We start from the raw sequence: 23,283 nt of genomic DNA on the forward strand, positions 1-23,283 counted from the left end.
TCAAGGGATCACAAAAATATCGATCGCATCGGTGATGCCGCGAAGCGCGACATGATGCGATTGCGGTTTCAAGCCGCGTGTCGTCAGCAGTTCGGCGGCGCGGGCATTCTCCAGCACCGCACCCGTGGCAAATATCTCGCTCGATGTCGCCAGATGCTGCACGCGTGAGGCGATATTGACCGTTTGTCCGAAATAATCCTGCCGCTCGTTCAGGCTGACCGCGATGCATGGTCCCTCGTGGATGCCGATCTTCAGAAGAAGATCGTCGTTGCCGCGTTCCTCGTTGAGGCTGGACATGGCCTCGCGCATCCGCATTGCCGCAGCGAGCGCCCGGTCTGGCGTCGGGAAAGTGGCCATGACCGCGTCGCCGATGGTCTTGACGACCGCGCCGGCTTCCGCACCTACGATTTCATGCAGGATGCTGAAGTGTGTTTTGACCAGATCGAAGGCCGCAAGATCGCCAACCCGCTCATAGAGTTCCGTCGAACCACGAAGATCGGTGAAGAGAAAGGTGAGGCTCGCGATTTTCAGCCGCTGGTTGATGTCGATCGTATCGGTCCGGTATATGTCGCGGAAGGTCTGATTGGAGAGCAGCCGCTTGGCGGTCAGGAACGGCCGGCGTTGGCCGAGCAGGGTATGAAGTGCATCATTGGCGATGCACACGGACGGCAGGGTGCGCACTTCCGTATGGTTCTCTATGACGATGCGAAGCGGGCCCGGTCTAAGCTCGATCGTGTCGTGGTGCCGATGCATGCGATCGAAGACGAGCGATATGCTCTGCCGTTCCTTGGATGGTTCGCCCTTTACGTCGATGAACTGCGCGCTATGGGTAACCGGCTCGAAAACAATGACGAATTCGGCCGGCAGTTGCAGCGACAGGACAGCCTTTTCGCCCGCTGGCAGCTCCAAGGCTTCCAATAGGAATTCATCGACCTTTTCCTCATAGCCGTCATCGGGAAGATCGACGCCCGAACTCCAGTAGACCTGGCGGAAATATTCATGAGGCGGCAAATCATGCGGATTGTGGGCGTCGATATGGCGCAGCCGCGGACTGACGGTGAAGGTGACCTCGACCATCTCGTCGAGCGTCGGTTCGTAGCCGGCTGCACATAAGGTACAGCTATAGGTTTCGCTCTGGACCGACTTCAGCGATGTATTGGCATCCAGCACCCCGCCGCATCCCGGGCAAAGCACGTTCCAGGACATCTCGAACAGGCCAAGGCGCGCGGCGTGGAGAAAGGCACTGATGGTGTGTTCGTCGTCGAAGCCATGGTCGCCCGCGAAGGCGAGCGCATTCATGCGATTGAGCTTGCGGTCGGGCGCCTCGAGCACCATCCGCTCGATTGCGTCGACGATGTCAGGCCGCGCTGAATGGCGCAGCACTTCGAACAGGGGCTGAGCGTCAGTCATCCCCCATTCTACACCTAATTCCCAGGGCAGCCATCATCTTTGTTCGGCTGCCCTAGGAATGCAAGGGTCAGGCGCCGGCACCATAGGCCGCGATGGCGGCCATATTGACGATATCGGAATCCTTGGCTCCCATGGAAGTGATCTGCACCGGCTTGTCGAGGCCGACGAGCAGCGGCCCGATCACCGTGGAGCCGCCGAGTTCCTGCAGCATCTTGGTGGAGATCGCCGCAGAGTGGAAAGCGGGCATGACAAGCACGTTTGCCGGTCCGGAAAGCCGCGAGAAGGGATAGAGGCTTTCCATGAGCTTCCGGTCCAGCGCCACATCCGCCGCCATTTCGCCGTCGAATTCAAAATTGACGTATCGCTTGTCGAGAATATCAACCGCTTCACGCACCCGCTCGGAACGTTCGCCCGGCGGATGGCCGAAGGTGGAATAAGCGAGCATGGCAACGCGGGGTTCATAGCCCATGCGCCGTGCGAAACCGGCGGCTTCTTCAGCGATATCGGCCAGTTCTTCGGAGGTCGGCATGTCGTGCACGGCGGTATCGGCAACGAAGACGGTTCGGCCGCGAGCAAGCACGATCGATATGCCGATGACCCGGTGTCCCGGCTTGGCGTCGATGCAGCGGCGCACGTCTCCAAGCGCAGTCGAATAGTTGCGCGTCACGCCCGTTACCATGCCGTCGGCGTCTCCCAGCGCCACCATGCAGGCGGCGAAGTGATTGCGGTCGTTGTGGATCAGGCGGATGACGTCGCGATGCAGGTAGCCCTGGCGCTGCAGCCGGGCATAGAGATAGTCGATATAGGCGTCGCCCCGCTTCGAGATGCGCGCATTGACGATTTCGAGGCCGGGGCGATTGAGATCGATGCCGGCGCGTTCGGCGGTGGCCTCGATCAGATCCTCGCGGCCGAGCAGGATCGCCGTGCCGAGTCCCTGGTTGGCATAGGAGAGGGCGGCGCGCATGACCTGTTCTTCTTCCGCCTCGGCGAAGACAATGCGCTTCTGATGCCGGCGCACGCGCTCGTAGAGCTGGGCCAGCGTCGAGGCGATCGGATCGCGCCGGGCCGAGAGTTCGCGCGCATAGGCGGCCATATCCGATATTTCGCGGCGCGCGACGCCGCTTTCGATCGCGGCTTTCGCGACAGCCACCGGTATTGCCGAGATCAGGCGCGGGTCGAACGGCACCGGGATGATGTATTGCGCGCCGAAGCGCGGCCTTGCGCCCTGATAGGCGGCGACCACGTCGTCGGGCACGTCTTCGCGCGCCAGGCTCGCCAGCGCGTTGACGGCGGCGATCTTCATCTCGTCATTGATGGTGGTCGCGCGCACATCGAGCGCGCCCCGGAAGATATAGGGGAAACCGAGGACATTATTGACCTGGTTCGGATAGTCCGAGCGCCCCGTCGCCATGATGGCGTCGTCGCGGATGCGGGCGACTTCTTCCGGCGTGATTTCCGGATCGGGATTGGCCATGGCGAAGATGATCGGCTTGTCCGCCAGGGAGCGGATCATCTCTTCCGAGAAGGCATCCTTCTGCGACAGCCCGAACACCACATCGGCACCCTTCATCGCTTCCGCCAGCGTGCGCTTGTCGGTCTTGACGGCGTGTGCCGACTTCCACTGGTTCATGCCTTCGCTGCGGCCCTGGTAGATCACGCCCTTGGTGTCGCAGAGGACGATGTTCTCAGGGTTGAAGCCCATGGCCTTGATCAGCTCGATGCAGGCGATGGCGGCAGCGCCGGCGCCGTTGCAGACGAGCTTGGTGGTCTTGAGATCGCGGCCGGTCAGCTCGAGCGCGTTGATGAGCCCGGCGGCGGCGATGATCGCGGTACCGTGCTGGTCGTCATGGAACACGGGGATATCCATGAGCTCGCGCAGTCGCTGCTCGATGATGAAGCAGTCGGGTGCCTTGATATCTTCCAGATTGATGCCGCCGAAGGAGGGGCCGAGATAGCGCACGCAATTGATGAATTCGTCGACGTTCTCGGTGTCGATCTCGAGGTCGATCGAATCGACGTCGGCAAAGCGCTTGAAGAGGACCGATTTGCCCTCCATGACCGGCTTGGAGGCCAGAGCTCCGAGATTGCCGAGCCCCAGAATGGCCGTGCCGTTCGAGATGACGGCGACCATGTTGCCACGCGAGGTATAGTCGTAGGCCGTCGCCGGATCGGCGGCGATCGCCTTGACGGGAACGGCGACACCGGGCGAATAGGCAAGGGAAAGATCGCGTTGTGTCGCCATCGGCTTGGTCGGGTTGATCTCAAGCTTGCCGGGGCGGCCGTTCTTGTGGAAGTCCAGTGCTTCCTGATCGGTGATCCCCGTTCCCGGACGCGACTTGCTCTTGCTGTCAGCCATTGTTCCTCCAAACCTCCTGTGGGCGACCGGTCCCTCTTGTCCGATAGCTGTTGTCTTCTATAGCGGCGCGCGGATAGGGTGGCACCTCATTTTTTTGGAAAAACTGCACCTCCGTGAACGAACGTATTAACGCCAGCATCGATGCTTTCTCGGCCGCCGAGCTTGCCTCGGAGGAAAGCCGCGCCTCGGCCACTCCGATGATGGAGCAATATATCGAGATCAAAGCGAACAATCCCGGTTCGCTGTTGTTCTATCGCATGGGCGACTTCTACGAACTGTTCTTCGAAGATGCCGTCGATGCGTCGCGCGCGCTCGGCATCACGCTGACGAAGCGCGGCCAGCACATGGGGCAGGATATCCCGATGTGCGGCGTGCCGGTTCACGCCGCCGATGACTACCTGCAGAAGCTGATCGCGCTTGGTTTCCGTGTCGCCGTCTGCGAGCAGGTGGAAGATCCGGCGGAGGCTAAGAAGCGCGGCGGCAAATCGGTGGTGCGACGCGATGTCGTGCGTCTGGTGACGCCGGGCACGATTACCGAGGAAAAGCTGCTTTCGCCTTCGGAATCCAACTATCTGATGGCGCTCACCCGCATCCGCGGCGGCGCCGAGCCGCAGCTGGCGCTTGCCTGGATCGATATTTCGACAGGCGTCTTCCGCCTCGCCGAGACGGAAGCCTCAAGGCTGCTGGCCGACATCCTGCGCATCGATCCCAGAGAACTGATCCTGCCGGATACGATGTTCCATGATCCCGAGCTGAAGCCGGTTTTCGATATCCTCGGGCGGACCGCTGTACCGCAGCCCGCGGTGCTCTTCGACAGCGCCAGCGCCGAGGGACGGATCACACGTTACTTCGGCGTGTCGACGCTCGATGGTTTCGGCACGTTCAGCCGGGCAGAGCTTGCCGCCGCTGCCGCTGCCATCGCCTATGTCGAAAAGACCCAGCTTGCCGAGCGGCCGCCGCTGGGGCTGCCCGAGCGTGAAAGCGGCGCTTCGACGCTCTTCATCGATCCCGCCACCCGCGCCAATCTCGAACTGGTTCGCACGCTTTCCGGCGACCGCAACGGCTCGTTGTTGAAGGCGATCGACCGCACCGTGACCGGCGGTGGTGCCCGCCTTCTCGCCGAACGGCTGATGTCGCCGCTCACCGACCCCGCCCGCATCAATGAACGCCTGGATTCGATCGGCTTCCTGACCGAGGAGCCGTCGCTCTGCAGCGATCTGCGTTCGGCGTTGAAGCATGTGCCCGACATGCCGCGCGCGCTATCGCGCCTTGCGCTCGATCGCGGCGGCCCGCGCGATCTCTGGGCGATTCGTCAGGGGCTTGCGGCGGCGGCCGATCTCGCCCGTCTTCTCGGTGGCGCCTTGCTGCCGGAGGAGCTTGCCGCTGCATTGGCCGGGCTTAAAGCTTTGCCAGCCGATCTTGAAGCGATGCTCGCTGCCATGCTTGCCGAAGAACTGCCTCTGCTGAAGCGGGACGGCGGCTTCCTGAGGGAGGGGGCGAATGCCGAGCTGGACGAAGTGCGGGCATTGCGCGACCAGTCGCGCCGCGTCATCGCCGGCCTGCAGCTGCAATATGCCGAGGAGACCGGCATCAAGTCGCTGAAGATCAAGCACAATAATGTGCTCGGCTATTTTATCGAGGTCACCGCCGGCAATGCCGGTCCGATGACGGATACGAGCGAAGCCAAGGCGCGCTTCATCCATCGTCAGACCATGGCGAACGCCATGCGCTTTACGACGACCGAGCTTGCCGACCTCGAAAGCCGCATCGCCAACGCCGCCGACAAGGCGCTGGCGATCGAGCTCGAGGCTTTCGACCGCATGGTCGCGGCCGTGGTGGCTGCTGCCGAGGCGATCAAGGCCGGTGCCCGCGCGCTGTCGGTAATCGATGTCGCAGCCGGGCTTGCGCTGCTTGCCGAGGAGCAGGCCTATTGCCGGCCCGTCATCGATGGCAGCCGCATGTTCGCGATCGAAGGCGGCCGTCATCCGGTCGTCGAACAGGCACTGCGCCGTCAGGCCGGCGGTCCGTTCGTCGCCAACAATTGCGATCTCTCGCCGAAAGCCGACGGCAAGGATGGCGCCATCTGGCTCCTGACCGGCCCGAACATGGGCGGTAAGTCCACCTTCCTGCGCCAGAATGCTTTGATCGCCATTCTCGCGCAGATGGGCTCCTTCGTACCCGCCGCTTCGGCCCATATCGGCATTGTTGACCGGCTCTTCTCGCGCGTCGGCGCTTCCGACGATCTGGCACGGGGACGTTCGACCTTCATGGTCGAAATGGTCGAGACGGCTGCGATCCTCAACCAGGCGACGGAACGCTCCCTCGTCATCCTCGACGAGATCGGTCGCGGCACCGCGACCTTCGACGGTCTCTCGATCGCCTGGGCCGCAGTCGAGCATCTGCATGAAGCCAACCGATGCCGCGGCCTCTTCGCCACCCATTTCCATGAGCTGACCGTGCTATCCGAGAAGCTCGGCCGGCTTTCCAATGCCACCATGCGCGTCAAGGAATGGGATGGCGACGTCATCTTCCTGCATGAGGTCGGACCGGGAGCTGCCGATCGCTCCTATGGCATTCAGGTCGCGCGTCTCGCCGGCCTGCCGGCTTCCGTGGTGGCGCGCGCCCGTGATGTCCTGACGCGGCTCGAAGATGCTGACCGCAAGAATCCGGCAAGCCAGCTTATCGATGATCTGCCTCTCTTCCAGGTGGCCGTCCGCCGGGAGGAAGCCGTTGGCCGGCGCGAGCCGTCCAAGGTCGAGGAACGGCTGAAAATGCTGGATCTGGACGATCTGACGCCGCGCGCCGCTCTGGATGTGCTCTATGAACTGAAGAAAACGCTTACCAAAAGCAGCTGACCGCAGGCGATATTCCAAGGGCAATATGATGTATCTCGAAGTTCTTCTCGCCGAAGTCCGCATTCTGGGCGAGCGCTTCTCTCCGATCGCCGCGCGCGGCAAGATCTGTGGCGAGGGGGAGCCCCCGGACTGCGAATCCGATCGCGGCCTGCTTGACATCACTCTGTCCTGCAGCCGCATTTCCGACATCTGCTCGAAGATCGCCAAGGCCGGTTATTGGGAATGCGAGCGCGAAATGGTGACGCAGATCGGCGCCCAGTCGCGCAACATATTATATAGTTTGAACGAGCTCAGGCGGGTGATCGAGCCGGCAAGGCCCTAAAACTGCCGGCTTCTGCGTCGATTGCCGTCACGCTTCGTCAACGTCGGCCTGGTAGACATCATAGGGATCGTCGATTCCATGCAATCTACCCTCGAGAGACGCGGGCGTAGAATGCCTTTGTCAATCACCGGCCAAAGGGGCTATAGCGCATGCAGACGAGAAGACAGGCGCACCGGCAACGGGCCGCTGTCAGTGAACAGAAAGCCGATCGGCACAGCATGGAAACGCATCATATCGATTTTTCGACCATTCTCGATGTCTCCGCGCTAAGGGCGGAATGCGAGGCTCTCGCCAAACGCGGCCTGGACAAGAATGAGGAGCGCTCCGCTCTCCTGGCGCTGTTGAAAAAGGCGAGCCAGGAAGGCCGCGAGTCGGCGCGTCGGTTGCTGATTGAGGAAGGCGGCGGCCTCGATTGCGCGCACCGGATTTCCTGGCTGCAGGACCAGATCATCACCATTCTCTACGACTTCACCGTCCGTCACGTCTATCCGAAGCAGGCGGGTGCCTTCTCCGTGACGGCGGTCGGCGGCTATGGCCGCGATACGCTGGCGCCGGGATCCGATATAGATCTTCTCTTCCTCTTCCAGCCGAAGCCTGAGAGCGACACGCACAAGGCGGTCGAATTCATCCTCTATATGCTCTGGGACATGGGCTTCAAGGTCGGCCACGCCACGCGCACGGTCGAGGAGTGCATCCGAGAGGCCAAATCCGACATGACGGTGCGCACGGCCATTCTCGAGACCCGCTATATTTGCGGCAATGCGCCGCTCGCCAAGGAATTGGAGGCGCGCTTCGATAAGGAAATCGTCACCAATACCGGTCCGGAATTCATCGCCGCCAAGCTCGCCGAACGCGACGTACGTCATCGCAAGGCCGGCGACACCCGCTATCTGGTCGAGCCCAACGTCAAGGAAGGCAAAGGCGGCCTGCGCGACCTGCACACGCTGTTCTGGATCTCGAAATATTATTACCACGTCCGCGATCCCGCCGAACTGGTGAAGCTCGGCGTGCTTTCGAAGCAGGAATATCGCCTCTTCCAGAAGGCAGAGGACTTCCTTTGGGCCGTGCGCTGCCACATGCATTTCCTGACGGGCAAGGCGGAAGAGCGGCTTTCCTTCGATATCCAGCGCGATATCGCAGAAGCCCTCGGCTACAATGCCCGCCCCGGCCTTTCGGCGGTCGAGCGCTTCATGAAGCACTATTTCCTCGTCGCCAAGGATGTCGGCGATCTCACCCGCATCCTCTGTGCCGCACTTGAAGACCAGCAGGCGAAAGCCACCCCCGGGCTCACCGGCGTCATCAGCCGCTTTGCCAACCGTTCGCGCAAGATCGCCGGCACCGTCGAATTCGTCGAGGATCGCGGCCGCATCGCGCTTGCCAATCCCGACGTCTTCAAGCGCGATCCGGTCAGCCTCATCCGGCTGTTCTTCGTTGCCGACATCAATGGCCTGGAATTCCATCCGGATGCGCTGAAACGCGTCACGCGGTCGCTGAACCTGATCGACAACGATCTGCGGGAGAACGAGGAGGCGAACCGGCTGTTCCTCTCCATCCTCACCTCGAAGCGCGATCCAGCTCTGATCCTGCGCCGCATGAACGAGGCCGGCGTGCTCGGCCGCTTCATTCCGGAATTCGGCAAGATCGTCTCGATGATGCAGTTCAACATGTATCACCACTATACAGTGGACGAGCATCTGATCCGCGCCGTCGAGGTGCTGTCGGAGATCGACAAGGGCAAGGCCGAGGATATCCATCCGCTGACCAACAAGCTGATGCCCAATATCGAGGATCGCGATGCGCTCTATGTCGCCGTCCTGTTGCACGACATCGCCAAGGGCCGCGAGGAGGACCACTCGGAAGCCGGCGCCGCGGTTGCACGCAAGCTCTGCCCACGCTTCGGCCTTTCGCCGAAGCAGACGGAGCTGGTGGTCTGGCTGATTGCCGAGCATCTGACCATGTCGATGGTCGCCCAGACGCGCGACCTGACCGACCGCAAGACCATCATCGATTTCGCCGACCGGGTGCAGTCGCTCGACCGGCTGAAGATGCTACTGATCCTCACCGTCTGCGACATCCGCGCCGTCGGCCCCGGCGTCTGGAACGGCTGGAAGGGCCAGCTGCTGCGCACGCTCTATTACGAGACCGAACTGCTGTTGGCGGGCGGCTTCTCCGAAGTGTCGCGCAAGGAGCGGGCCGAGGCGGCCGCCGAAGCGCTGGGACAGGCCCTTTCGGATTGGAGCCAGAAGGATCGCAAGGCTTACGTTAAGCTGCACTACCAGCCCTATCTGCTGTCCGTGCCGCTGGAGGACCAGGTCCGCCACACGCAGTTCATTCGCCAGTCGGACAAGGCGGACAAGGTGCTTGCCACTATGGTGCGCACCGACAGCTTCCACGCCATCACCGAGATCACCGTTCTATCGCCCGACCATCCGCGTCTGTTGACCGTGATTGCCGGCGCCTGTGCCGCGGCCGGCGCCAATATCGCGGACGCGCAGATCTTCACGACATCGGATGGCCGCGCGCTCGACACCATCCATGTCAGCCGCGAATTTCCCGACGACGCCGACGAGCTGCGGCGTGCCGCCACCATCGGCAAGATGATCGAGGATGTTCTGGCCGGCCGCAAGCGGCTGCCTGAGGTCATCGCAACCCGGACGAAGAACCGCCGCAAGAACAAGGCTTTCGTCATCCCGCCGTCGGTGATCATCACCAACAGCCTCTCCAACAAGTTCACGGTCATCGAAGTCGAATGCCTCGATCGCCCCGGCTTGCTGTCGGAAATCACGGCCGTCCTTTCGGACCTGTCGCTCGATATCCAGTCGGCCCGCATCACCACTTTCGGCGAAAAGGTCATCGACACCTTCTATGTCACCGATCTGGTCGGGCAGAAGATTTCCAACGAGAACAAGCGAGCCTATATCACCGCGCGCCTGAAGGCGGTCATGGCCGGCGAGGAGGATGAGATGCGCGAGCGCATGCCTTCAGGCATCATCGCGCCCGCCGCCACCCGTGGCGTCGCCGTCGAAAAGTCAGACACTGAGAAGAAAGCCGGTTCCGCCGCATGAGCCTCGTCAAGAAATTCATCACGGTCGGTGGCGCGACGCTTGGCAGCCGCATCTTCGGCTTCGCCCGCGAAACGCTGATGGCCGCTGCTCTCGGCACCGGCCCGATGGCAGACGTCTTCTACGCCGCCTTCCGCTTTCCGAACCTCTTCCGCCGTCTGTTTGCCGAAGGCGCCTTCAACGCCGCCTTCGTGCCGCTCTTTGCCAAGGAAATCGAGGCGAATGGCATCGACGGCGCCAAGCGCTTCTCGGAAGAAGTGTTCGGCGTTCTCTTCTCGGTCCTGCTGCTGATCACCATCGTCATGGAACTGGCCATGCCGCTCCTGGTGCGTTGGGTCATCGCGCCTGGTTTCGCCGACGATGCCGAGAAATTCGACCTGACGGTCCGGTTGGCGGCCGTGATGTTCCCCTATCTCATGTCGATGTCGCTGACGGCGATGATGAGCGGCATGCTGAATTCGCTGCATCATTTCTTCGCCGCGGCCGTGGCTCCGATCTTCCTGAACCTGGTGATGATCAGCGCGCTGTTCTACGCGATCTATTTCGGCGCCGATCCGCTGACCACCGCATGGTATCTGTCCTGGTCGGTGCTGGTGGCAGGCGTGCTGCAGCTGGCCGTCGTCTATATAGGCGTGCGTCATGCCGGCATCAGTATCGGCCTGCGCTTTCCGCGCTTCACACCCAATGTCAAGCGGCTCCTGCTTCTTGCGATCCCAGCAGCCATCACCGGCGGCGTCACTCAGATCAATCTGGTGATCGGCCAGGCGATCGCCTCGGGCAAGGAAGGCGCGATCGCTGCCCTGCAATATGCAGACCGCATCTACCAGCTGCCGCTCGGCGTCGTCGGCGTCGCGGTCGGAATCGTGCTTTTGCCGGAATTGGCGCGTTCGCTGAAGTCGGGCCATATCAAGGAAGCCGCCAATATCCAGAATCGCTCGATCGAATTCGTGCTGTTCCTGACCCTGCCGGCTGCTGTCGCCCTGTGGCTGCTCTCCGACGATATCATCCGCGTGCTTTACGAGCGCGGCGCCTTTAACGCGAACAATACAACGCTGGTCGGCTCCATCCTCGCCATCTTCGGCTTGGGTCTGCCGGCTTTCGTGCTGATCAAGGCCTTGCAGCCCGGCTTTTATGCCCGAGAAGATACAAAATCGCCGATGCGCTACACGGCGGTCGCGGTCGCCGTCAATTCGGCGCTGTCCATCCTGCTTTTCCCGGTGCTGGCCGAACGCGGCATTGCGCTCGCCGAAGCGGTTGCCGGATGGCTGAACGCTGTACAGCTCTTCGTTACGCTCTATCGCCGCGGGCATCTCGTCTGGGAATGGTCGCTGGTGCGACGCACCGCCATGCTGCTCGTCTCCTCCGCCGTCATGGGTGGCGTCATCCTATATTTATCTCATCGGTGGGAGCCGCTTCTGGGGTCCGGCTCGACGCTGCTCACCAAGACCGGCGTCCTGGGTTTGCTCATATTGATTGCGATGGCAGTGTATTTCATTGTCGCCTTCCTGATCGGCGGCGTGGATTTGGGCATGGTGCGCCGCAATTTGAAGCGCAAGCGGGCGAAGCCAGCGCCGGATGCCGAGGTGGTGAACGGGGAGTAGACAGCGACGCCGGCTGTCGCGCGAGCTGAGATCGCGTAACCCCCCTCTGTCGCTGCCGCGACATCTCCCCCACAAGGGGGAGATTGTTGGGAGTTTGCCGCGCCCTTTGTAAACCAGTAGGCCCACCCCTATGAGCACGTTAATGATTAGATATGAGTAGGTGCCACACGCTACCGATCTCCCCCCTTGTGGGGGAGATGTCCCGATAGGGACAGAGGGGGTGCGCACCCTCCACATATGCGCAGTTTATTTTGTTCGCGGAGCCCCTATGCCTCAATCCCTCTTCCTCGTCACCCTCGTTGTCGACGATTACGATCGTGCCAAGACCTTCTATTGCGATGCCCTCGGCTTCGATTGCCTGCAGGACGAGGTGCAGCCGGAGGGCAAGCGCTGGATCGTCGTGAGGCCGAAAGGCGGGGAAGGGGCCGCGCTCCTACTCGCCCAGGCCGCCAGCGATAGCCAGCGCACCGCGATCGGCAACCAGACCGGCGGCCGCGTCGGCTTCTTTCTCAAGACCGATGATTTCGCTCGCGATCATGCCGCGATGAAAGCAAAGGGCGTGCGTTTTTTGGAGGAACCGCGCCATGAGGTCTATGGCACCGTGGCAGTCTTCGCCGATCCCTATGGCAACACCTGGGATCTGATCCAGCATTCTTCCTGATGCAGCCTCATATAGCCTCTTGATCCCAACCTGTCCGCCGTGCATAAGCCGCTCGAAACCAAGGGTCGAGCGCCGCTCGCCCAGGCCCTCCACAAGCCTTTTGAGGACGACATGACCGAATTTAAGCCGCTCGTATTCTCCGGCGTCCAGCCCACCGGCAATCTCCATCTCGGCAACTATCTCGGCGCAATCCGCAAGTTCGTGGCCCTGCAGGAAAACAACGACTGCATCTACTGCGTCGTCGACATGCATGCGCTGACGGCGCAGCTCGTTCATGAGGACATGCCGAACCAGACGCGTTCGATCACCGCGGCCTTCCTTGCCGCCGGCATCGATCCGGAAAAGCACATCGTCTTCAATCAGTCGGCCGTGCCCGGCCATGCCGAGCTTGCCTGGATCTTCAACTGCGTCGCCCGCATCGGCTGGATGAACCGCATGACGCAGTTCAAGGACAAGGCCGGCAAGGATCGCGAGCAGGCTTCGCTCGGCCTTTACGCCTATCCGAGCCTGATGGCCGCCGACATTCTGCTCTATCGCGCCACCCATGTTCCGGTCGGCGACGACCAGAAGCAGCATCTGGAGCTGACCCGCGACATCGCCATGAAGTTCAATCTGGACTACATGGAGCATATCCGCCGCACGGGCTATGGCATCGACATCACCGTCGGCGACGAGCCGGTGCATGCCTATTTCCCGATGGTCGAGCCGCTGATCGATGGCCCGGCGCCGCGCGTCATGTCGCTGCGCGACGGTACGAAGAAGATGTCGAAATCCGACGCCTCGGACCTTTCGCGCATCAACCTGCTCGATGACGAGGAAAACATCTCGAAGAAGATCCGCAAGGCCAAGACCGATCCGGATGGCTTGCCGAGCGAAACCGCCGGTCTTGCCGGCCGCCCCGAGGCTGACAATCTGGTCGGCATCTATGCGGCTCTTGCCGATAAGTCGAAAGCTGAGGTTCTATCCGAGTTCGGCGGCCAGCAGTTCTCCGTCTTCAAGCCGGCGCTGGTCGATCTGGCCGTGCATGTGCTTTCGCCGATTACGATGGAAATGCGCCGCCTCATGGCCGATCCCGGCCATATCGACGCGGTGCTCCGCGATGGCAGCGCCCGTGCTCGTGCCCGCGCCGACGTGACCATGAAGCAGATTCGCGACATTATCGGCTTTCTCTATTGATGTTGTCGTAATAGAGGGCTCCCGTTACGAAACGGGGACTTGCAAAACATCGCCTTCGGGTGTCAGAGTCGGCCTATGGTTTCAAAACGTCTCTCACGGCTCGAAGGTCATCGCCGCAAGTTCATGGCGGTCATCGATGGCACGCCCGAATGCCAGCGTGCCGTTCACTATGCCGGACGGCGCGCCAAGAATTCCAATGGCGGCCTCGTGCTGCTTTATGTGATCCCCGAGGGCGATTTCCAGCAATGGCTTGGCGTCGAGGAGATCATGCGGGCGGAAGCGCGCGAGGAGGCCGAGTCGGCGACCGCAAAGGCAGCGCAGACCGTCCGCGAAAATATCGGCATCGATCCCGAGATCGTCATTCGCGAGGGATCGGCCGCAGAGCAGATCAATGCGGTGATCGAGGATGACCGGGACATCGCGCTTCTCGTGCTTGCCGCAGGTTCGGCGAAGGAGGGACCTGGCCCGCTGGTCTCGTCGATCGCCGGTCGTGCCGCTGCCTTTCCGATCCCGGTGACGGTGCTTCCGGATACGCTGAGCAACGAGGAAATCGACGCGCTGAGTTGATCGCGTGTGTCATTTCTTGAGAAACACTCTCTTGAATAGAATGGCCAAAAGGCCTATTTTCTTTTGAAATATTCTAAAGTCGGGACAGGGTTTTCGCCCGCCGCATGGAGATCAAGATGTTCATTCAGACCGAAGCGACGCCGAACCCCGCGACCCTCAAGTTCCTGCCGGGCAAAGTGGTGATGGAAAGCGGCACGGCCGAGTTCCGCAGCGCCGAAGAAGCCGAAGCTTCGCCGCTCGCTGGCCGCCTCTTCGAAATCCCGGGCGTGATCGGCGTTTATTTCGGCTATGACTTCATTTCCGTCTCCAAGGAAAATCAGGAATGGCAGCATCTGAAGCCCGCCATCCTCGGTTCGATCATGGAGCATTTCATGTCCGGCAAGCCGGTCATGGGCTCGGCGTCTGTGCTGTCCGAAGTGCAGGATGCCGGCGGTGAATTCTTCGACGAGGGCGACGAGGCGATCGTGCTGACCATCAAGGAACTGCTGGATACGCGCGTGCGCCCGGCCGTTGCCCAGGATGGCGGCGATATCACCTTCCGCGGCTTCCGCGATGGCAAGGTCTACCTAAACATGAAGGGCTCGTGCTCGGGCTGCCCGTCTTCCACGGCAACGCTGAAGCATGGCGTGCAGAACCTGCTGCGCCATTTCGTCCCGGAAGTGCAGGAAGTCGAAGCCGTCTAATCCCGGCCTAACGGAAAAATTGACATGATCGTACTGGCGCTCGACACGGCAGGTGTGGATTGCGCTGCCGCTGTGTATGATAGCGGCAGTGATTCTGTGATGGGGGAGGTCACGGAAACGATCGGACGAGGCCATGCCGAGCATCTGATGCACGTTGTCGACGAGGCGCTGGCGAAAGCCGGTACGGCGCTTTCGGCGATCGAGCGTGTCGTCGTGACCGTTGGCCCCGGTTCCTTCACCGGCATCCGCATCGGCGTTGCAGCCGCACGCGGTTTTGCACTTTCCCTCAATGTTCCGGCAATCGGCGTCACGACCCTCGAGGTCATGGCGGCGACTGCCAGAGCGCAGAATCCGGGCAAGTCGGTTCTGGCTGCCATCGATGCCAAGCGCGAGGAGATCTATCTCCAAAGCTTCGCTGCCGATGGCAACCCGCTGGACGAGGCTCGGGCCGTGACGATCGACGAAGCGCGGGCAATCGCCGGCGCATTCGATGGCATGGTCACCGGAACGGCCGTCGCCCGGTTGAGCGACGCGCCGCCGGCGGAGCGGCCAGACGCATTTCCGATTGCCACCGTCGCCCGGCTGGGCGCTGGCAAGCCTGCCGGCGAAAAGCCGAAGCCGCTTTATCTTCGCGGACCCGATGCCAGACCGCAGGCCGGATACGCAATTGCCAGGCAATAGACATGCTCGAATCCTACCTGACCTTGAAAGCCGAATACGAAATCGTCCCGATGGAGCCGAAGGATTGCGCCGAGGTGGCGCTTCTGCATGGCGAGCGGTTCCCGCGGGTCTGGGACGAGAGTGAATTTCAGAGCCTCCTTGGGCAGGAAACGACCTTCGGCTTCGTCGCCCGCCAGACCAATGCCATCCTGAAGAAGGCGCTTCCCGGCTTCGTGCTGGCGCGGCATGTTGCGGGGGAGGGCGAAATCCTGACGATCGCCGTCAACGCCAAGCTCGGACGCTCCGGTCTCGGCTGGAGGCTGATGCAGGCCGCTCTTCGCGAGGCCCGTAGCCGTGGCGGCGAAACCATGTTCCTGGAGGTCGACGGCGGCAATCAGCCGGCGCTCGGCCTCTACCGCAAGCTCGGTTTCGAGACCGTCGGCGAGCGCAAGGCCTATTATGTCGGCGAAGACGGCCAGAAGTCGACGGCGCTTGTCATGCGCCGCGTTCTTCGCTAGAGCATTTTGCAGCCAGGTGGCATCATCTGGCGTCGCACAAATGCGGCAAAACAAATAGATAGAGCGGCAATTCGGCGCTCTGGCCCCTTGTCACAGTCCCAGCAGACCGAAGACAGCGATTGATGGAAGACGCCGTAAAATCCCTGGAGGAGCTTTGCGCCGAGCGCGGCATGCGCATGACGGAGCAGCGACGGATCATTGCGCGCATCATCGAGAGCTCCGGGGATCACCCCGATGTCGAAGAGTTATACCGGCGGTCGGTCGAGGTGGATGCGAAAATCTCGATCTCGACGGTCTATCGCACCGTCAAATTGTTCGAAGATGCCGGCCTTCTCGCCCGCCACGATTTTCGCGATGGGCGGTCCCGTTACGAAACCGTGCCGGAAGAGCATCATGATCACCTCATCGATCTGAAGAGCGGCAAGGTGATCGAATTCCATTCGCCGGAGATCGAGGCATTGCAGGAGCGCATTGCCCGCGAACACGGCTTCAAACTCGTCGACCACCGGCTGGAGCTTTACGGCATCCCGCTGAAGAAGGACGAAGGTTGACGTGAAGGCTTTCATGCAGGAGCGAGCGATTTGATGACCTGGCTGCGCATCGGCTGTGCGGCCGTGGTCATTGGCATCGTCAGCGCCGTGATGCTGCCGCTGCAGATCCTCTGCCTGCGCTTCGACTGGAAGCTCAGGCGCTATCTGCCGCGCTACTGGCATCGCATCGTCTGCTATTGGCTTGGCGTACGCATCCATGTTGTCGGCAAGATGGAGACGAGCCGGCCGTTGATGCTGGCGTCCAACCATTCGTCCTGGCTCGATATTCTCGTACTCTCGGCGGTGGCCGACGTTGCCTTCATCGCTAAGTCGGAAGTGCGCGACTGGCCGATTTTCGGCCTGTTTGCGCAGTGGCAGAAGAGCGTGTTCGTCGAGCGCGAGCAGAAGCGCAAGACCGGCGAGCAGGTGAACGAGATTGCCGATCGCATGGCCGACGGCGAAATCATGGTGTTGTTCCCTGAAGGAACCACGTCCGACGGCAATCGGCTGCTTGAAGTCAAATCCTCGCTGTTCGGCGCGGCCGCTGCCGCCCTGCCGAAGGCGCCGGATGCCGTCGTGCATGTTCAGCCGGTCGCGGTCGCCTATACCCGCGTCCATGGAACGCCGATGGGCCGCTACTATCGCCCGCTGACGGCATGGCCCGGCGATATCGAGCTCGTGCCGCACCTGAAGGGCATCATCCAGTGCGGTGCCATCGATGTCGATGTCTGCTTCGGCCAGGCGGTCGACTATCGTGCCGGCACCAACCGCAAGGAAGTCAGCGCCACCATTGCGCGGCGCATCCGAGCGATGCTCGCCAGCCGGCTGCTGGGTCGCGAGATCGCCTGATTTCCAGGTGATTCCAACTTTTTCATTTTCTCCGAAAGCAAAAGCCACTACATAGCGGCCCATGACCAAGGATAGCCTGACCCTCGACGCCCCGGCGACCGACGCTTTGCAGCTCGGTCCCCGCGATGGCTCCAACAGCCGCAAGGTCTTCATCAAGACCTACGGCTGCCAGATGAACGTCTATGATTCCACACGGATGAGCGATGCGCTGTCCCGCGACGGCTACGAGCCGACAGAGGACATGGAAGAGGCCGATCTCGTCCTTTTGAACACCTGTCATATTCGTGAGAAGGCGGCCGAAAAGGTCTATTCCGCGCTTGGGCGCCTGCGCGAGATGAAGAAGCGCAAGGCTGCCGACGGACGCGAGATGATGATCGGCGTCACCGGCTGCGTCGCGCAGGCCGAGGGCGAGGAAATCCTGCGGCGCGCGCCTGCCGTCGATGTCGTCATCGGCCCGCAGACCTATCATCGCCTGCCGGACGCGCTTCGCCGCGCCAAGGAAGGCCAGCGCGTCGTCGATACGGAATATGCGATCGAGGACAAGTTCGAGCATCTGCCGATCGCAGAGAAGACGAAGATCCGCGCCCGCGGCGTTACCGCCTTCCTGACGGTGCAGGAAGGCTGCGACAAGTTCTGCACCTTCTGTGTCGTGCCTTATACCCGCGGCTCCGAGGTCTCGCGCCCGGTCTCGCAGATCGTCGAAGAGGCCGAAAAGCTGGTCGATGGCGGCGTTCGCGAGATCACGCTGCTCGGCCAGAACGTCAATGCCTGGCATGGCATCGGCCCGAAGGGCGAAGCCTGGAGCCTCGGCGATCTCCTTTATCGCCTGGCGGAAATCCCCGGCCTCGCGCGGCTGCGCTACACCACCAGCCACCCGCGCGACATGGACGATCGGCTGATTGGCGCGCATCGCGACTTGCGCACGCTGATGCCCTACCTGCATCTGCCGGTTCAGGCCGGTTCGGATCGCATCCTGAAAGCCATGAACCGCCGGCATACGGCTGCGGAATATTTGACGCTCATCGAGAAGATCCGTACTGCACGCCCGGATATCGCCCTTTCGGGCGATTTCATCGTCGGCTTCCCGGGGGAGACAGATCAGGATTTTGAGGATACATTGAGACTGATCGAGGAGGTGAATTATGCACAGGCCTTCTCGTTCAAATATTCCACGCGGCCGGGTACGCCCGGCGCGGAGTTGAAGGATCAGGTGCCCGAAGAGGTCAAAACCGAACGACTGGAGCGTTTGCAGGCATTGTTGCTGAGGCAGCAGCATGCGTTTGCCGAGGCCTGTGTGGGCAAAACAGTGGATATCCTTCTGGAAAAGCCGGGCCGGATGCCAGGCCAGTTGATTGGACGCTCTCCCTGGCTGCAATCTGTGAATGTTGATGCAAAAGCATCGCAAATCGGTGACATTATTAACGTACGAATCACCGGAACCAGCACGAACAGCCTTTTTGCTGAATTGCTCTAGGTTCCGGACGGGCACAAGGAGCCGCACCGCTTGAACGGACAGGAATTGGTTTCTTCTTCATCGCGCCAGCCCCGCACCGCGAGCGACGCCAATCACTTCACCCTGACGTTCGAGAATAATCGGTTCGCCAGCGAACTTTTCGGGCAGTTCGACCAGAATTTGAAGCTGCTCGAGGAGCGGCTCGGCATCGATGCCCGCGCCCGCGGCAATTCCGTCGTCATAGCGGGCGACGTGCTGGCCACCAATCAGGCACGCCGGACACTCGATTACCTCTATGACAAGCTGCAAAAAGGCGGCAATGTAGAGCGATCCGACGTGGAAGGGGCAATCCGCATGGCGGTTGCCGCCGACGATCAATTGACGCTGCCGACTATGGAGAGAAAAGCCAAGTTGACGATGGCGCAGATTTCGACGCGCAAGAAGACGATCATCGCCCGCACGCCGACGCAGGATGCCTATATGCGGGCGCTGGAACGGTCCGAGCTCGTCCTCGGCGTCGGCCCTGCCGGTACGGGCAAGACCTATCTCGCCGTGGCACACGCCGCCCAGCTTCTGGAGCGCGGTGCCGTGGAAAAGATCATCCTGTCGCGTCCGGCCGTCGAAGCCGGCGAGCGCTTGGGCTTCCTGCCCGGCGACATGAAGGAAAAGGTCGATCCCTATCTGCGTCCGCTCTATGACGCGCTCTACGACATGATGCCGGGCGACAAGGTCGAACGCGCCATCACCGCAGGCGTCATCGAGATCGCGCCGCTCGCCTTCATGCGTGGACGCACACTCTCCAACGCCGCCGTCATCCTCGACGAGGCGCAGAATACGACATCCATGCAGATGAAGATGTTTCTGACGCGCCTCGGCGAGAACTCGCGGATGATCGTGACCGGCGATCCGAGCCAGATCGACCTGCCGCGCGGCGTCAAGTCCGGCCTGGTGGAAGCGCTGCAGCTGCTGGATGGCGTCGAGGGCATCACCATCGTCCGCTTCAAGGATACGGACGTCGTCCGCCATCCGCTGGTGGCGCGCATCGTTCGGGCCTATGATTCCACCTATGCCGCAAAGGCAGAGGAAAACGATCCGCAGATCTGATCTGCGGTTACGAAAGCTCATGGCCGAACTCGATATACAGATCAGCGTGGAGGAGGGCGATTGGCCTTCCGAAGAGGTATTGCAGTCGCTTGCCGAGCGCGTGCTAGGCGAAGCTGCAAATTATCTCAGGAAATACGAGAAGCAGCGATTTCCAAAAATGGCTCCTGAATTGTCGCTGGTCTTTACCGATGACGCTTCAATCCGCGAGATCAATGCGGAGTGGCGCTCGCAGGACAAGGCGACGAATGTGTTGTCCTTCCCGGCCTTCCCGCTTCAGCCCGGCGGCAAGCCAGGTCCTATGCTGGGTGATATCATCATCGCCAGGGAGACTGTGGAGCGCGAGGCGATCGATCTGGAAAAGAGTTTCGACGACCATCTGACGCATTTGATGGTGCATGGTTTCTTGCATCTCTTCGGCTACGACCATATGAATAATAGCGAAGCCGAAAGAATGGAGGGGCTGGAGACTCGCATTTTGGCGAAGCTTGGCCTATCTGATCCCTATGCGGGACAAGACCCCATTTGATCTGAACCCTGTCTGACCAGGAACAATGAGCGACTTTACGACAAGATCGGCCCCTGAGGCCAAAGACGGAGCCGAAGCAGCCTCCTCCGACGAGGTAGGCAGTAGTAGCAACGGCAAGCGATCCCATTCTTCATTCTGGGCACGTGCCGCGCGCATTCTGCGCCCGGCACAGGACGCCGCCCGCTTGCGCGAGGACCTTGCCGACGCGCTGATGACCAACGCCGCCGGTGATGATGCCTTTTCGCCCGATGAGCGTGCAATGCTGCACAACATCCTGCGCTTCCGCGAGGTGCGCGTCGAGGATGTCATGGTGCCGCGCGCCGATATCGAGGCAGTGGATCAGAATATCACCATCGGCGAGCTGATGATCCTCTTCGAGGAGAGCGGCCGTTCGCGCATGCCCGTTTATGCCGATACGCTGGACGATCCGCGCGGCATGGTGCATATCCGCGACCTGCTCTCCTATGTCGCCAAGCAGGCCCGCAACAAGCGCCGCAGCGGCAGTGCCAAGACGGCGGCCGCTGCAACGGCAGCCCCTGCGGCCGAAAAGCCGGCGCGCTCGGCCAAGCCGAATTTCGATCTTTCGCGCGTCGATCTGCAGAAGACGCTGGCCGAGGCTGGCATCATCCGCAAGATCCTGTTCGTGCCGCCCTCGATGCTCGCCTCCGATCTCCTGCGGCGCATGCAGGTCAACCGCACGCAGATGGCGCTCGTGATCGACGAGTACGGCGGCACGGACGGTCTGGCTTCGCATGAGGACATCGTGGAAATGGTCGTCGGCGACATCGACGACGAGCACGATGACGAAGAAGTGATGTTCAAGCGCGTCTCAGAGGATGTCTTCGTGGCAGACGCCCGCGTCGAGCTCGAGGAGATCGCAGCCGCGATCGGTCCGGATTTCGATATCGCCGAGCAGGTCGACGAAGTGGACACGCTCGGCGGCCTGATCTTCTCAGCGCTTGGCCGCATTCCTGTACGTGGCGAAGTGGTGCAGGCGCTTCCAGGCTTTGAATTTCACATTCTCGATGCCGATCCGCGCCGCATCAAGCGGGTGCGCATCACGCGCAAGCGCCATGCCGCTCGCCGCCGGCCGACCGTCAAGCAGGAAGGCGAGGCAGGAGCGCCCGAGCGCGATTTGCCGGCACCGGAGGCGATCGCCGAGGAACCGCCGGCCGAGCGCAACGCCGCCAGCCAATAAATGGCGCGAAAGCGGGACAAATCGCTCCGTTTTTGAAAGACTGCGGCCAGTTGATTCGCAGTTGAACGGAGCTGGCGCATGGAATGGCTTTCGGGCCGGGTGATCCTCGTCTGGGGTTTCAAACGTGCGTTGCTTGTGATTCTTGCCGGTGCCGTCGGCGTTCTGGCGCTGCCGCCTTTCGGCTTTTTCGCCGCGATGTTTATCTCCTTCACGCTGCTGGTCTGGCTGCTGGACGGTGTTGCCGCGGGCCCGGACAGCGGCCTGCTCGGACGGCTGTGGCCGGCCTTCTTCACCGGCTGGCTGTTCGGCTTCGGCTATTTCGTCGCCGGCCTTTGGTGGCTCGGCCATGCGCTGCTGATCGATGCCGACGAGTTCGCCTGGGCCTTGCCGCTGGCGATCCTCGGCCTTCCCGCCTTTCTCGCGGTTTTCTACGGCGTGGCGACCGTGCTTGCCCGCGTCCTCTGGTCGGACGGCATCGGGCGCATCGCCGCGCTCGCCTGCAGCTTCGGTATAGCGGAATGGTTGCGCAGCTTTCTCTTCACCGGCTTTCCCTGGAACGCCATCGGCTATGGCGCCATGCCCATTCCGCTGATGATGCAGTCGGCGCATGTGATCGGCATGCTGGGCGTCACCGTACTTGCCGTCTTCGTTTTCGCGGCACCGGCCTTGCTCGGCACGCGTCAGGGGCGGCTGCCGGGGATCGGCCTTGCCGTCCTCATTGCCGCTGCTCATTTCGGCTATGGCTATTATGCGCTCAGCCAACCGGAAGCTCCGCTCACCGATGCCAAGACCGTGCCGGTCGTGCGTATCGTCCAGCCCTCCATCGACCAGGAAGCCAAGATGGATACGGCTGCCGATCGCGCCGCCATATTCGACAGGCACCTGGCGCTTTCGGTTCAGCCGCCGGCAAACGGCGGCAAACGGCCTGACATCATCGTCTGGCCCGAGACCGCCGTACCCTTCATCCTGACCGATAACCGGGATGCCCTTGCCCGCATCGCGGATCAGCTCGACGATGATCAGATCCTGATCACCGGCGCCGTCCGCGTCGAAGACATGGGACCGGGCGTCGAACCTCGCTATTACAATTCGATCTATGTCATCGACGGCCGCGGCCAGATCATCGGCGCATCCGACAAGACCCATCTCGTGCCCTTCGGCGAATATGTGCCCTTCGAACACATCCTCAGCTATCTCGGCATCGAGAATGTCGTGGAACTGCCGGGAGGATTTTCCGCGGCGGCCAAGCGGCAATTGCTGACCTTACCCGACGGCCTCAAATTTTATCCGCTGATCTGCTATGAGATCATCTTTCCGAATGAGATGACGCCGGAGATCCGGCAGGCCAATGCCATCCTCAATGTCACGAATGATGCCTGGTTCGGCGACACGCCCGGTCCATACCAGCATTTCCTCCAGGCAAGGGTGAGGGCAGTGGAACAGGGACTGCCGCTGATTCGAAGCGCCAATACCGGCATTTCAGCTTTTGTCGACCCTCATGGGCGTGTGCTTTCTGGTATTGATTATAATCAACAAGGCTTCATCGATACCACTTTGGGTGGCGCAACCCTGTCGCGCATAGACGACAAAGCCAGGAAAATATACTTTTGGTTGATTGTCGGGGTAGTCGCCTTGACGGCGCTGATTTCACGCATGGGTTTTATTTCCAGGGTGAATTGACCAAAAAACCCTAAAATTGCATAGTGCTTAGTGTCCGCCTTTCGAACGTAGACTGGAGGCCTTGGGGGTGTC

Annotated in this window: 19 protein-coding genes; 17 read left to right on the top strand and 2 right to left on the bottom strand. The window is 61.5% G+C overall.

The features are described from left to right. Together FHT84_RS11765 and FHT84_RS11770 are read right to left on the bottom strand one after the other, a co-directional pair. Complete coding sequence (locus FHT84_RS11765; RefSeq protein ID WP_112343649.1) at positions 1-1,410, bottom strand: adenylate/guanylate cyclase domain-containing protein; 1,410 nt, start codon at positions 1,408-1,410, stop codon at positions 1-3. 67 nt (positions 1,411-1,477) lie between these two features. After that, positions 1,478-3,766 carry an NADP-dependent malic enzyme gene (locus FHT84_RS11770; RefSeq protein ID WP_183762465.1) on the bottom strand — a complete coding sequence of 763 codons (2,289 nt, stop codon included), beginning with the start codon at positions 3,764-3,766 and terminating at the stop codon, positions 1,478-1,480. Positions 3,767-3,879: 113 nt separating this feature from the next. On the opposite strand from FHT84_RS11770, the gene mutS reads away from it, so the two are divergent. The 17 genes from mutS to lnt all read left to right on the top strand — a co-directional run bounded on the left by mutS (position 3,880) and on the right by lnt (position 23,211). Next, positions 3,880-6,621: a DNA mismatch repair protein MutS gene (gene mutS / locus FHT84_RS11775; RefSeq protein ID WP_183762468.1), complete on the top strand. Its 2,742-nt coding sequence runs from the start codon at positions 3,880-3,882 to the stop codon at positions 6,619-6,621. 28 nt (positions 6,622-6,649) lie between these two features. Next, positions 6,650-6,943, top strand: a complete 294-nt coding sequence (locus FHT84_RS11780; protein WP_169644336.1) for a hypothetical protein — start codon at positions 6,650-6,652, stop codon at positions 6,941-6,943. A 149-nt stretch (positions 6,944-7,092) separates the two neighbouring features. Then, positions 7,093-10,008, top strand: coding sequence for a [protein-PII] uridylyltransferase (locus FHT84_RS11785; RefSeq protein WP_112343653.1), 2,916 nt, complete (start codon positions 7,093-7,095; stop codon positions 10,006-10,008). Then, positions 10,005-11,606 carry a murein biosynthesis integral membrane protein MurJ gene (murJ, locus tag FHT84_RS11790; RefSeq protein WP_112343654.1) on the top strand — a complete coding sequence of 534 codons (1,602 nt, stop codon included), beginning with the start codon at positions 10,005-10,007 and terminating at the stop codon, positions 11,604-11,606. Before FHT84_RS11785 ends, murJ begins: the two co-directional genes overlap by 4 nt. Before the next feature lie 268 nt (positions 11,607-11,874). Further along, the gene (locus FHT84_RS11795; RefSeq protein WP_112343655.1) at positions 11,875-12,267 is read left to right on the top strand and encodes a VOC family protein; all 393 of its coding nucleotides are present in this window, start codon (positions 11,875-11,877) and stop codon (positions 12,265-12,267) included. A 111-nt stretch (positions 12,268-12,378) separates the two neighbouring features. After that, complete coding sequence (trpS, locus tag FHT84_RS11800; RefSeq protein ID WP_112343656.1) at positions 12,379-13,443, top strand: tryptophan--tRNA ligase; 1,065 nt, start codon at positions 12,379-12,381, stop codon at positions 13,441-13,443. A 75-nt stretch (positions 13,444-13,518) separates the two neighbouring features. After that, entirely contained in the window at positions 13,519-14,010 is a 492-nt protein-coding gene (locus FHT84_RS11805; protein ID WP_112343657.1) for a universal stress protein, read from the top strand. Between the two features lie 116 nt (positions 14,011-14,126). Next, positions 14,127-14,693, top strand: a complete 567-nt coding sequence (locus tag FHT84_RS11810) for a NifU family protein (protein WP_112343658.1) — start codon at positions 14,127-14,129, stop codon at positions 14,691-14,693. Positions 14,694-14,717: 24 nt separating this feature from the next. Continuing rightward, positions 14,718-15,374, top strand: a complete 657-nt coding sequence (tsaB, locus tag FHT84_RS11815) for a tRNA (adenosine(37)-N6)-threonylcarbamoyltransferase complex dimerization subunit type 1 TsaB (RefSeq protein ID WP_112343659.1) — start codon at positions 14,718-14,720, stop codon at positions 15,372-15,374. 2 nt (positions 15,375-15,376) lie between these two features. Beyond that, positions 15,377-15,871, top strand: a complete 495-nt coding sequence (locus tag FHT84_RS11820) for an N-acetyltransferase (RefSeq protein WP_183762471.1) — start codon at positions 15,377-15,379, stop codon at positions 15,869-15,871. 122 nt (positions 15,872-15,993) lie between these two features. Then, positions 15,994-16,422, top strand: coding sequence for a Fur family transcriptional regulator (locus tag FHT84_RS11825; protein WP_112343661.1), 429 nt, complete (start codon positions 15,994-15,996; stop codon positions 16,420-16,422). Positions 16,423-16,452: 30 nt separating this feature from the next. Further along, positions 16,453-17,250: a 1-acyl-sn-glycerol-3-phosphate acyltransferase gene (locus tag FHT84_RS11830; RefSeq protein ID WP_183762474.1), complete on the top strand. Its 798-nt coding sequence runs from the start codon at positions 16,453-16,455 to the stop codon at positions 17,248-17,250. A gap of 61 nt (positions 17,251-17,311) precedes the next feature. Next, positions 17,312-18,724 (top strand): tRNA (N6-isopentenyl adenosine(37)-C2)-methylthiotransferase MiaB, encoded by a 1,413-nt coding sequence (miaB, locus tag FHT84_RS11835; RefSeq protein ID WP_183762479.1) that lies wholly within the window; start codon positions 17,312-17,314, stop codon positions 18,722-18,724. Positions 18,725-18,754: 30 nt separating this feature from the next. Beyond that, a complete protein-coding gene (locus tag FHT84_RS11840; RefSeq protein WP_113249827.1) occupies positions 18,755-19,807 on the top strand; it encodes a PhoH family protein in 1,053 nt (350 codons plus the stop codon). Between the two features lie 19 nt (positions 19,808-19,826). Next, on the top strand, positions 19,827-20,333 hold the full coding sequence (gene ybeY, locus FHT84_RS11845; protein ID WP_183762494.1) for an rRNA maturation RNase YbeY: 507 nt from the start codon (positions 19,827-19,829) through the stop codon (positions 20,331-20,333). Positions 20,334-20,358: 25 nt separating this feature from the next. Further along, a complete protein-coding gene (locus FHT84_RS11850; RefSeq protein WP_169644369.1) occupies positions 20,359-21,531 on the top strand; it encodes a hemolysin family protein in 1,173 nt (390 codons plus the stop codon). A 78-nt stretch (positions 21,532-21,609) separates the two neighbouring features. Next, positions 21,610-23,211, top strand: coding sequence for an apolipoprotein N-acyltransferase (gene lnt / locus FHT84_RS11855; RefSeq protein ID WP_112343667.1), 1,602 nt, complete (start codon positions 21,610-21,612; stop codon positions 23,209-23,211). The last annotated feature ends 72 nt before the right edge of the window (positions 23,212-23,283 follow it).

The organism is Rhizobium sp. BK289, assembly GCF_014193575.1.
In the GTDB taxonomy this organism is placed as follows: domain Bacteria; phylum Pseudomonadota; class Alphaproteobacteria; order Rhizobiales; family Rhizobiaceae; genus Rhizobium; species Rhizobium tropici_C.